Origin of the sequence: Natronomonas pharaonis DSM 2160 (genome assembly GCF_000026045.1) — an archaeon.
GTDB classification, from domain to species: domain Archaea; phylum Halobacteriota; class Halobacteria; order Halobacteriales; family Haloarculaceae; genus Natronomonas; species Natronomonas pharaonis.
This window is the reverse complement of the sequence record NC_007426.1, coordinates 1856493-1868465: the sequence shown is the minus strand read 5'-3', so window position 1 is coordinate 1868465 and position 11973 is coordinate 1856493. Positions and strand designations below refer to the sequence as shown.

Genomic DNA, 11973 nt, shown 5'->3' with positions numbered 1-11973 from the left:
TTGATACCTAGTTTCTGACATTAGAATGCGTCACTATCTTTTTGTGACTGGTATGTAATTCATATATTCGTGCCTATCCGCAGAGCGAAACCTGCAGAATCACTCTACGAAGAAGTCGAAGACTACGACCTCGTTCTCGTCCCCGACGCCCCGTTCGCGAGTGCTCTCAACCGCCGTCTCGACCGACCACAGTTCGGACACTTTGCCATCCCTCCGCGGCGTCTCGCCGCTGGCCGACGCGAACAGGCAGAGGACCGCCTCGCCTTCCTCGAAGTGATCGAGCAGACTGACCACGACTGGAAAGCAGTTGCCTACGCCATCGGGAACGTCCTCCAGTGCTGGGAACACCAGGGCAGTCTCGATGCAATCCTCAAGTACGACGCCTACGTCGACGAGACGACCCACGAGGTCGTCGATATCATGCGAACCCTTCGGACGACCTCGAAACAGCTCACCGGGTACACGATCGACGACGACCAGTCGGTTGCTGTCGTCGGGTACGACCAGCTGACCAACCTAGAGCGTAGCATTCTCCCCGACGATTTCGACCGTATCGATCTGTTCACAGACGAGTCGTTCGACTATCCGGAGTTTCACGTCTTCGAGTCGGCGACCGATATCGTCACCGCACTCCTGGATACGATCACGGCACACAACGCCGAACACGTCGCGGTCGTCCTCGAGGGGAGCAGTCAGTACTCCTCGCTCGTCGAGTCCGCTCTGGAAGCAGCCGACATTCCCTTCTACGGTGGACCGGGATTCATCGACGATCCACACCACCGTGCATTCGTCCGCCTCCTTCGGATCGCCTTCCGGGGCTCCGAAACAACCGTCGGCGACGTCCAGCCAGTACTCACCCAGATGGGCGTCGACGTCCCGATCGACGATCACGAAAAACGACTGGAGACGGTCGACACACCAGGAATCGAGTGGCTACAGGAATTTTGTGCGTCTATCGAGGAACGGACGTTCGCGGAGGTGCTCAGTACATATACGAATCAAACTGGGATCGAACTCCCCCTCTTCGATGAAGAGTTGCAGAACCTCGGGCTTGCTGACGACTCCGTGACCAACGATGGTGTCGATCGCCTTGCCTACTACCTGCAGACCTACGAGGTACCCGTCGACAGAGACAACGAGGGCGTCCTCCTGGCAGATGCGAAGTCCTCCGCATACGTTGATCGTCCCGTCGTCTTCCATCTCGGAATGAGCCAAGATTGGACGCACTCGGCTCCACAGCGTCCGTGGGTTGATACTGAACAGCAGTTCGGACGCTACATCGGGAGCTTCCAGCGACTGCTCCAGAGCGGCAACCAGCAGTACTATCTTGTCCAGGATGCTGCTGGTGGAGAACCGGTCACTCCATGTCTCTACCTCGGTGATCTCCTTGATGAGGAGTTCGAGCGATTCAGCGATCTGGATTCGGTCGAACACAGCAGACGACCTCGTTCGAACGATGGCGGCTTCGACCGCGAACCGATTGGCGTCGAACCGGAGACCATCGAGACGATCAGCCAGTCGAGTCTCAACAGCTACGTCAACAGTCCGCGGGATTACTTTTTCAGCCGGCTCGTTGAATCGCCAGATCAGGAACACTTCGTCGAAGGGAACCTCTTTCACGACTTCGCGGAGTTCTACGTGAACTATCCCGACATTATCGCGACGACGGACCTCGAAGAACTCGTTGACGTCATGCTTGGGGAAGCTGAGCCCTTCTTTTCGAGTGCAGATGAGACGTTGCGTCGGCGGACGTACCGCATCGGCCTGGAGATGATCGTGGAGTATCTCGATGAGCACGGTCCCGAGTCGGATGACTTCCTCACGCCGGCATCCGGGTGGGGAACGAACTTCTTTGCGGAGTACTTTGATGAACCGGTCGATTCGCCGCTCACTGAACGGTGGTTCGAAGACAGTTCACTCGGCGTGAAGGGAAAGATCGACCTCGTCAAAGCGCCGGATCACCTCCTCGATTACAAAAGCGGCAGCAAGAAGCGAACCTCGCAGATCGTCAAACGTGCTGCGGTCGATCCACCGGCAGATACGCCGAATTTCCAAGCGGCGCTGTATCTCACCTACTATCGAACGATCCATCCCGACGAGTCGCTTGAGTTTACCTTCTTCCACTTCCTCGAGCCGATGGACGACGTCATCACAGGCGAGGCAAACATGGAGGATGCCCTCACGACCGTCTCGTACTACCCGTTCACCTTCGATGAGTACGTCGGCTCCCGCGACGCCTACGACGTACTGCTCGACGGCTACAACGACTGTGAGGAAACCTTCGAGGACCTCGGCTATCCGGCCTATAGCGATATCATGGATCAGTTGGCCTTCCCAAAAACGACGGACAAAGGAGAGCTGCGGGCATCGGAATTCGCTGAGGAGTTTACAACCGCTGTCGACGTGGGGACAGCAGAAGACGTAGACGCCGAGAAGGGTGCCGATCAGGCGATTCGCGAACTTAACGGCGTTCGCAAGAGGACGTTCTTCCGAGACGACCTAGATGCGTTCGAATCTTTCGTCGATGAGCGTCTTGAGGAACTCAACCGTCGACGGGCCGGTGAAGAGCGGTTCCCCGTCGATGGACTGGCCGGCGAGCCGAACTACCGGCGGATAAACAATCGAGATCTCCTCCTAGAGGGTGAGAGCGATGACTGAACCGACGCCCAACGACGAACAGAAGGAACTCATCGAGAGCACGGAGGGACTCTACCTCGTCGACGCCGGCCCCGGGACTGGGAAGACCTTCGCGATCACCCGCCGTTACGGGAACATCATCGACCAGCCCGATGTCGAACCAGAGGACGTTCTACTCGTGACCTTTACCCGAAGCGCCGCTGCGGAGATGAAAGAGCGGATTGTCGAGCACAGTACGTACGGCCTCCGAGAGCTGGCCGACGCCCCGATTCAGACGTTCCATTCTCATTGCCACGATATCCTCTCCGAACATGGCTATGCGACCCCGAGACATCTCGGTCTCGACGGACAAATTACCGGATCGACTCGAGTCGTCGACAACGAACTTATCGAGGGCGAACTGTTCCGAGAGTTCTTCAGCCAGTTCCGAAGTAATCACTCCGAGTATACCGACTTCTACCGGGTCCTATCGAATCCCGGTGGGCTACTCGATTTAATCGGGGAACTCGCGTCGAAGGGAATCTTCCCAACTGCCGACGGCTGGTATCGGGACGGCGAATCGCACCTCGACGGCGACTTCGGGGCGTTCAAACAGCAGTTCGATGCGGTAAATGAGCCACGTAACGACGGACGGAAGCAATCACAACTGCGCGACGATCTGAGTCGCTTCGGGCGGAACAAGACCTATCTCTCCGATGCGCCCTCAAAGTCAGAGCTGCGTGGAGGTCGCGGGACGAAACAGTTGGACGAGACGGTCGCAACTAACGTGTTTCACGAGGATCGTGACCGGCTCAAGGCGTTTGTCCACGACGTATACTTCGAGTATCTGCAGTTCGCGCTGGATCGGAACTACCTCAATTTCGGCTTCCTCCAGTTGTTCGCGTTCGTCCTCCTCTGTGAGAACCCGCGGATTCGGGAACAGGCTCGCTTTGAGTACGTCATGGTCGACGAATTCCAGGACACGAGCGAGATCCAATTCAAGCTCGCGCTGCTGCTTTCGGGAACGAACAACTTCTGTGTCGTCGGTGACTGGAAACAGAGCATCTACGCCTTCCAGTACGCGGACGTTCAGAACATTCTCGAGTTCGAAGATCGCCTCGACACGTTCAGCGCAGACCTCAACAGCGACTCCCAGCGGGTATCCTTCGAGACGGATGATCTCACCCGAATCGAACTAGAGGAGAACTATCGATCGACGGAGACGGTTATCGATCTTTCCGAGGATGCGATCGTGACACCGGCTACAAGCGGCGAAGATGTCGACACGACGCTCGACGATGTTGTCGAACTCTCATCGAACGCTGCCTTCGACAATACCGTCATAGAGGGGATCCAACACGAGGACGAACATGAGGCGCTCCTCTCGAAAATTCAGGACATCGTTGGGAATGACGACTATGCCGTCGAAGACGAAGATGGTGAGCCGCGGGTACCGGAGTATCGGGACGTTGCAGTATTCACGCGGACGCGAGACTATGGCCGGGAATTGCTCGATATCGCCGACGAGTACGACTTCCCGATGGCCTACGATGGTGGCAGCGAACTCTTCCGGACTGATCCGGCCAAACTTCTGCTGGCGTGGCTTCGGATTCTCGAATCGGATGCCGACCGAGGCTGGGCAGTGGTGCTAGAGCGGGCAGGCTACACACTCGACGAGATCGACCACATCCTTGAGACAGAGACTTATCCAACGGAACTGGCCACGTTCCGGGACGAGCTTCGCGGTCTCGAATCGGTTGGCGCAGTCGCTCGTCGCATCTTTGATCGCTATGGCTTCCATGGCGATACGGCGGATGCGCTCCTCCACACGATCCAGTCAGTCTATGATTCGACGACGCTGACCCGTGGGGAAGTAATCCAGTTTATCGAGCGCGGGATCGAGAACGGAACCAGCGTCGATATCCATGCCAGCGCGAGCGATAACTCGGTGACAGTCCAGACGATTCACGCTGCCAAGGGGCTGGAGTATCCGATCGTTATTATGGCAAACATGAACAGCGGGAGCTTCCCACCTCGATCGGGTGGCTCCGGCATAATTCAGTATCAGGATCCAATCGGACTCCGGCAGCGGAAGGTCTACTCCGAGGAACGAACGTATCCCCACGTCTACGACAACTGGCGCTCAGATGTACTTCGACGATGCCTGCCACGAGAGTATGATGAGGAGCGACGGCTGCTGTACGTCGCAATCACGCGAGCCGAACAGCATGTCCTCTTCGCGGGCGGTGAAGACCTCAATACGTTCCTCGAGGAACTTCCAGTCGAGATTAACGAACCCGACGTGTCGATTGATCCCGTTGATCACGAGAAACACGTAGAAGCGGAACTCCCGTTTGCGGTGGCAGCGCCCGAGAGTCCGATCGGTCATAGCCCCCACTCGTTGATGGACGAAACCGTCTTCGAGGAGACGGGCGAACAGATGGAACTAGGCCCCGACGAAGAACCGGAGACACGAGGGATGGATTTCGGCGCTCGCGTCCACGACTTTGCGGAGGCGTACGCACTGGGTGAGGACGTGACGGCATCAAACGAACACGAACGACGTGCCGCAGAACTCATTGATGGGTTATCAGGACGATTGTACGTCGAAGAGCCAGTAACGCTCCCGTTGGAAGTCGATGGCTATCGAGTTACGATTTCTGGGATCGTCGATCTCGTGCACGAAACCGACGACACGATCGAAATCATCGATTACAAGACCGACAGTACACGACGGGCACAGCCGGAATATCGGAAGCAGGTTAGCGTGTACTATCACGTTCTCTCCGAGTGGTTTCGAGAGAAAACGATTACAGCGAGTCTGTTCTACACGAGCGACGGTGTTCGAGAACGGATCGATCCCCTGTCACTCGACGAACTGCATGATGTTATCCGACGGCATAGTACTGAAATATAATGACTGAGCTTACTGACAGGGAACACGAAGTTGCAACCAACGTGTGGGGAGAAGATACACCAATCAATCTTCGTGAGATCGATACAGAGCAACTGGTGGCAATGCACGACCGGGTGTCGAAGGCCGTACAAGCCTCATACGACGATAATGATGTCGAGAGCCTCGGAATCCTGTTGTCGCTAGAGCGGAAGATCCTCGACGTACTCTACGAAAGGCTGTGACTGGGGAACGCTTCATAAAACAGTGCCTTCGAGAGACAGGGTACAGGAACATCAGTAGGAGCAGTCTATGACATGGGAGGAATTGCAACACGAACTCAAGCGTGACGAACGTCGGTGGGGACGCAGATTTCTCCCTCAAGCTGTACACATCCGGCTATTTGGCGATCCCGAACAGCAGCGACGCCGATACGAGGTCGCCCGCGAACAAGTCAAAACGCGCTACGATGAACTACATTCGACCATAGATGACAATCTCCAGCGGCTACACACAGATCTCTCGCCTGCAATTGAAGACGGGCAGTCGATTGACGCCAGTCCCAAGTACGAGAAGACGCTTCAACACCTCCGTGACGACCTCGACTCATTCCATGTCGACCTCGATGAACAGCTTTCTGTGGACCGTCCCCCAGAAGCTTTCCTTCGCTCTGAAGAGCAGCAGACACTTGAAGACTGGAAGCGCCAACACGACCAACTTGAATCGTTCCTCAAAGCAAAGGTCGAATTTGACGACCGGATGCCAGCCATGGAACGCACAGTGGAACGACTTTACGAACGGACAGAGTGCTACCGCTCGTACGACCAGTATCTCACGCGACCGGAGCAAACCGAGATCAACGAGCGTTGTCGACAGATCAGGGATCAACTTGATAGACTCAGGAACGAACTCAATCTCGACCTGCTCGCAGATACTGATCGTCACAGGTTAAGCGACGTCGAAACCACACTCGACGCGATAATCGAACACCTCCAAGATTACAACAACGAGTTTGTCGATCGCCGCTGTGCCGAGTACGATGACCTCTTTTCGGATATCGATGAGGAGGGTAACGATCTCAACCGTGCGCAGCGCGAGGCGGTCGTCACCAACGATCTCCGGAATCTCGTCGTCGCCGCCGCAGGCACGGGTAAAACCCTCGCGCTAACCTATCGGGTTGCCTACCTCGTCGCCGAAGGTGTCGATCCGGCTCGGATTGCCGCCCTCACGTATACCCGCCAAGCAGCGAGGGAGATGGAACTTCGCCTCGAAGAGCAATTCGGGATCGAGCAAGCCGATGTCCGGACGATCCACTCGTTTGCCTACGAAATCGCCCAAGAAACCGCCGACGGATATCTGGACGTCGCGGATAGCCAAGATCTCTACAACCTCATCGACGAGGTCATCCGTGAGGCCAGAAATGGACAGCGTGAGCGGTTCTTCGAACACTACACACAGTTCCTATTTCATTATGATCACACACATCTTGAGGAAGCTGATTTCGACTCGCGGACCAACTACGTCGCCAAACGCAGCGAGGAATCCTACGAGACGCTTGCCGGCGAAACCGTCGCCTCCCGTGCTGAACGGGTTATCGCCGACTTCCTGTTCACCCACGACGTGACCTACCAGTACGAGGCCGTTGCAACCTGGGCGGACAGTGCCGACGACAAGGGCGAATACCGTCCAGACTTCTATCTCCCGGAGTATGATCTCTACATCGAACATTGGGGACTCGACAGGAACGGAGAGGTCTCGCCATGGTTCTCCTGGAGTACCGACCAGTACCACGAGAAGCTGTTCTGGGCCCGGGAGGAGTTCGTCAACAACGACAGGAGTCTCATCGAAACCTATGAGTTTGAGTACGAAGCGGGACGGCTCAAAGCAGCGCTTCAGCATCGGCTCGAACACGCCGGCGTGGAACTTCGCCGACTCGACTTCGAAGAGTTCGTCAATCAAGCCTTCGAATACAACAAAAAAGAGCGGGATATCAAGGAATCGCTGGCGTCGTTCGTCCACAACGCCAAGACGTTCCGGATTGATGCGGACGACGCCCGATCACGGTTGACCCCAACCAATGCCCGGAAATATCACTTCGGCCATTGCGGTGCGTTCGTGCTTGAAGCGTACAATGCGTATCTGGACCGGGCAGGATTAGTCGACTTCGACGACATGATCAACGAGGCAATCGCCGCCATCCAGGCCGACCCCGAATCCTACTGGGCACAGTTCGATCACCTGCTGGTTGACGAATTTCAGGACGTCTCGAGACACCAGCTGGAACTCATTCGAGCATTTACTGGTGGTGAGGACCTGCAGGAGACCCCGCGGCTGTTCTGTGTCGGCGACGACTGGCAGAGCATTTACTCGTTCCAGGGAGCAGATGTCGACCAGTTCATTGCATTCGAGGAGAATTTTGGACCGACAGCGGAGACCCGCCTGACGGAAAACTATCGGAACCCGGTGACAGTCCTTGAGGCAGGTAACGACCTGATCGCCAACAACGACCACCAGATCGCGAAGACCGTTCGAGCGGCGGCAGGTCACGACTGCCAGCCGACGCTACACGTCCTCGACGGTTACACCGAGAACGCCTACGAGCGCAGGGTTGGAGAGTACGCAGCCAACCTCGTCGAACAGCGCCTTGAAAAGGGTATAGGCACCGAACCAAGCGACGCGATGGTTCTCTGTCGATACGATGCCGGCGCACCGTTCACCGACCGGGTGAAAGCGGAACTCGAGCGACGGAACATCCCTTACGACGGGAAAGACGATCACTATCGGCCCGAGGATATGCCCGATGAATACGATCCCGATTTCGACCCTGATGCGGGGGTTGCCGTTTACTCGGTTCACCAGGCAAAGGGACGTGAAGCAGAGCAGTTGATCGTGTTGAACGTCGTCTCGGGAATGTACGGCTTTCCAGCAGATCACCGAGAAAACTCGTTGGTTGCACCTGTCCAAGACCTTGAGACGGCGACGGTCGAGGAGGAACGGCGGCTGTTCTATGTGGCGCTAACCCGTGCTGAATCGGAAATGCACGTTCTAACCCGTGGGGAGCAATGGTCGCTATTCATCGAGGAAATCAAACCATATTTGACCCTCAATCAATCGGTGGCCAGCCTCTCCCCAAGTGACGAGGAAGAATCAATCACTGCGAAAGTACAGCTCCTCTGGGATGATCTACACGAGACTCAGCATCAAGCAGGAGTGCTTGAGGATCAGTCTGGAACGATTCGATTCGTGTCATGGGCCACCGAGTCGCCACCGACAGTTAAGGAAGAGGTCTGGTATCGATTCGAGAGCATTGAGATCAACGAATTCAACGGCGACACACAGGTTCAGCTTGGTACCGAAACCACCGCAATGGAGCTTTATCGTGCTGACCAGTCGCGATAGCCAGAAAGTTCACCGCTCAGCATACTCTGTGGGTTCTTACCGAATGCAGTGAAACAGCGGAACCCATCGGAAAATTGGTGGGTGGGCCAGTGTAAAACAGAGCCGCGAGTATTGTATCTACCGCTCTACGAATCACGGGGAATAGACCCTGCCAGACAGGTAGTTTGTGTACTACGATGAAATCACCTGTGAATTAGAACCCTGCAATACAGGAGGGTGAGGATCTCACTCAACATGGACTTCAATGATTTCTTCACCCATTTGAGTCGGATGATGATCAAAGCGGACGACGACTACCGAGACGTCACCACCTCTTGGATGACTGACTGTTCGTCTGGCGTAGCGTACTTGTTCGAATTCTACAGAAGACTGTAGATCCGCATCTTCGTATGAATCGGCCACATGAATCTTCAAACTCTGGTTCTGACTACCCCCTCCGCCGTACACCTCCTCCACAAAACAAGTTTCAGTTTCGACAAAATCCGCATCTACTGCGTCAGGATCATCCCACCAGATTCGCAGTTTGGGTAACTCGGAATCAACACTCGATTGGCCAATCATCTCGATAGAATGGAAGTCACTAATCAAGCCGTCTACTGGTGCGCCACCGTATGAGTCAACAAGGTTTGCGACTGCCATTACCAAGCAAGCACGTGTGTGCCGTTAAAATCTTTCCGATACAAAATGTAGGTAACAGATACATGACTCTGAATTCGATGGCTGTGACCCGATTATAAGTCTATCCTCTGATCCTCTAAGTCTTGTACGACAACTGGCACAATATCAGCAGGTTGTTTGTTGTTCACCAGATTCGCCAATATCCCTCTGCAACCAACACTAAGATAGACCGTTGTTTACTGATCCATATGAACGATCTCGAACAGGCGATCGATCTGGCCGTTGATGCGTACGCAGGACAGACCGATAAGGCGAACGAGACCTACATCCGTCATCCGCTTCGCGTCATGGACGAAATGGATACCGAAAGAGAACGAGTCGTCGCTGTCCTCCATGATGTCGTCGAAGATGCCAACTACACATTGGAGGTCATCGAGCAAGAGTTCGGGCCAGACATCCGCAATGCCGTTGATGCGCTCACGAAACGTGAGGACGAGTCATACATGGAGTTCGTCGAACGGGCAGCAGCCAATCCGACCGCGAGGAAAGTGAAAATCGCTGACATCGAGGATAACATGGATCTGACGCGGTTGGACAGCGTGAATGAATCGGTCCTCGAAAAGCAAGAAACGTATCACGAAGCATGGATCAAACTGCAAGACATGGATCAGGCGGAGGAAACGACGAACTGACCAAACTGGTCACGTTCGACAGTTTTTGAGAATCAGTAGGATAGCTGCGTGGTCATCGGCCAATCCTTATACCAATCTGCTACGAGGTAGTTACTGGATGGACCACGTTTGGATCAGTTCAGGAAGTACGACCATCGAGGCAATGGTGAATCCGATTGCAGCCGCGTGTGTCGGCGATGGGATAGACGAGCAATTCATCCCGGATACAGTCTATTTTCTCAACAATCCTGGGTTGGGAGATTCGATCGACACAGCGAGCAATCTAACGCGAACGATTCTCGAACAACATGGCGTGGCCGAACCGGAGATCAGGATTGGAACTATCGATCACGAGACAGAGTTTGACGCAATCGTGAGTCACTTTCGAGGAGCCATCGAGGCAGCCCAAGATGCTGATGCGGAGATTGCCGTCGATGTTACGCCTGGTCGGAAATTCATGTCCGTGATCGCCTTCAACGCCGGTACAACATTTGACGTTGACCACATCTTCTACTTCTATCTCAAATCGAGCAAGTACTACAGTCGCATCTACCCAGACATCCCCAAACCGGCTGCCGAACTGTACGACTTCACAGAGGTGCTGTCATGAATCTCGCTCGTCAGCATCTGACGCTCCTCTTGAATGCGTACTACGAACTCGACGAGCAGACGATCACGGTCGAACATCCAGCCTCGGAACTCGGAGAGTTGCTTCGTATAGACTTGTCCGATCCAGCTGCAAGCACAGTGTCCATCACCACTGGAGCAGTCTCCTACGAACAGCATTTGGAAGAGATCGAACGCGAATACGGCTCCCAGGTGCGTGAAGAACTCCCCAACCGCGCTGCCTACGTCAAAGCGCTCGTCGCGAGTGGGCTCGTCGATATCCGTAACCGAGAGGAGGTCGATAAGATCATCGATCGATACGGGTATCAGGATCTTCAGGCAGGTCATCCACCTCGCTACGCCGGGTTCGATACCAATCTCTTTCCCTGGCGGATGCACGATGTTCTTGGCATTGATCCAGAACTCTACAGCGACGATACAGGGCGTACACCAGTCAATGGGTATACGCTTCCTGCTGGCGTGGATGAGGAACTCAGTATCAGCTACCGGTACGACAAGAATGCGATGGATGCTGAACGTCTCGCCGATGCTCTGGGTCCGGAATTTGAGCGTCTCGCCGGTCAACCGACGGAGGATAACCGCGAAACACGGCTCGGACTCAGAGAATATCGCCGCCTTCGCGAAACACGCTCCCACGATATCATCGCGAGCGAGCCTAGTGACGAAGCCATCATCGAGGGCTGTCTGGAGTACTATGAGAACGAACCGACCGGCGTAATCCTCTTCTCGAACGACTATGGCTTCGTCGATCAGGCGCGCGACCGAAAGATCCCAGCCGTCCACGTGGATTTCGCTATCGACGTTCAGCGCCAGCTTACTGGCTCATGGGACCAGATCGCGACGCTGCTCTACGTCTTTGCCGTTACATTTGGCGTCATCGTGCTACCCAAAGCAACGCTCTATGGTGTCTGGCAAGCGAAAGCGTCGCAGAACTGGCGGCAAGAAGAAATCCATGTCGATGCTCGAAGCGGGAAATTAGAAGCTCTCCTTGAGCGAGACAAACCTATCGTCGATGCACACATCGCTTCTCGATAGTATCCGTTTCCCCCTTTCCTCATCTGAGGCCTACATGAACTGACGACCTGTTACGAATCATCCTCGTGTCTGGTGGAGGCTTTCTCCGATCTGTTTTCGTCCTGCGACGTTACG

The 11973-nt window shown here is 55.0% G+C and carries 8 protein-coding genes; 7 read left to right on the top strand and 1 reads right to left on the bottom strand.

Going from position 1 to position 11973, the window contains the following annotated elements; genetic code table 11:
* Positions 1-69: 69 nt before the first annotated feature.
* The 4 genes from NP_RS09565 (at position 70) to NP_RS09550 (ending at position 8908) form a co-directional block, all read left to right on the top strand.
* A complete protein-coding gene (locus NP_RS09565) occupies positions 70-2658 on the top strand; it encodes a PD-(D/E)XK nuclease family protein (protein ID WP_011323643.1) in 2589 nt (862 codons plus the stop codon).
* Positions 2651-5533, top strand: a complete 2883-nt coding sequence (locus NP_RS09560) for a UvrD-helicase domain-containing protein (protein ID WP_011323642.1) — start codon at positions 2651-2653, stop codon at positions 5531-5533. The genes NP_RS09565 and NP_RS09560 overlap by 8 nt, the downstream gene beginning before the upstream one ends.
* Positions 5533-5754, top strand: a complete 222-nt coding sequence (locus tag NP_RS09555) for a hypothetical protein (RefSeq protein ID WP_011323641.1) — start codon at positions 5533-5535, stop codon at positions 5752-5754. Before NP_RS09560 ends, NP_RS09555 begins: the two co-directional genes overlap by 1 nt.
* A 67-nt stretch (positions 5755-5821) precedes the next feature.
* Entirely contained in the window at positions 5822-8908 is a 3087-nt protein-coding gene (locus NP_RS09550) for a UvrD-helicase domain-containing protein (RefSeq protein WP_011323640.1), read from the top strand.
* A 225-nt stretch (positions 8909-9133) separates the two neighbouring features.
* Here the strand turns inward: NP_RS09550 and NP_RS14440 are convergent, their stop codons facing one another.
* Positions 9134-9547 (bottom strand): hypothetical protein, encoded by a 414-nt coding sequence (locus NP_RS14440; protein ID WP_011323639.1) that lies wholly within the window; start codon positions 9545-9547, stop codon positions 9134-9136.
* A gap of 227 nt (positions 9548-9774) precedes the next feature.
* On the opposite strand from NP_RS14440, the gene NP_RS09545 reads away from it, so the two are divergent.
* From NP_RS09545 to NP_RS09535, 3 genes are all read left to right on the top strand, one after another.
* A complete protein-coding gene (locus tag NP_RS09545; protein WP_011323638.1) occupies positions 9775-10218 on the top strand; it encodes an HD domain-containing protein in 444 nt (147 codons plus the stop codon).
* Between the two features lie 97 nt (positions 10219-10315).
* Positions 10316-10807: a PDDEXK family nuclease gene (locus NP_RS09540; RefSeq protein ID WP_011323637.1), complete on the top strand. Its 492-nt coding sequence runs from the start codon at positions 10316-10318 to the stop codon at positions 10805-10807.
* The gene (locus NP_RS09535; protein WP_011323636.1) at positions 10804-11859 is read left to right on the top strand and encodes a hypothetical protein; all 1056 of its coding nucleotides are present in this window, start codon (positions 10804-10806) and stop codon (positions 11857-11859) included. Before NP_RS09540 ends, NP_RS09535 begins: the two co-directional genes overlap by 4 nt.
* Positions 11860-11973 lie beyond the last annotated feature (114 nt).

Coding starts and splice junctions, on each gene's coding strand:
- NP_RS14440 (WP_011323639.1), bottom strand. CDS start 9,547: ATGGCAGTCGCAAACCTTGTTGACTCATACGGTGGCGCACCAGTAGAC.
- NP_RS09550 (WP_011323640.1), top strand. CDS start 5,822: ATGACATGGGAGGAATTGCAACACGAACTCAAGCGTGACGAACGTCGG.
- NP_RS09555 (WP_011323641.1), top strand. CDS start 5,533: ATGACTGAGCTTACTGACAGGGAACACGAAGTTGCAACCAACGTGTGG.
- NP_RS09545 (WP_011323638.1), top strand. CDS start 9,775: ATGAACGATCTCGAACAGGCGATCGATCTGGCCGTTGATGCGTACGCA.
- NP_RS09560 (WP_011323642.1), top strand. CDS start 2,651: ATGACTGAACCGACGCCCAACGACGAACAGAAGGAACTCATCGAGAGC.
- NP_RS09540 (WP_011323637.1), top strand. CDS start 10,316: ATGGACCACGTTTGGATCAGTTCAGGAAGTACGACCATCGAGGCAATG.
- NP_RS09535 (WP_011323636.1), top strand. CDS start 10,804: ATGAATCTCGCTCGTCAGCATCTGACGCTCCTCTTGAATGCGTACTAC.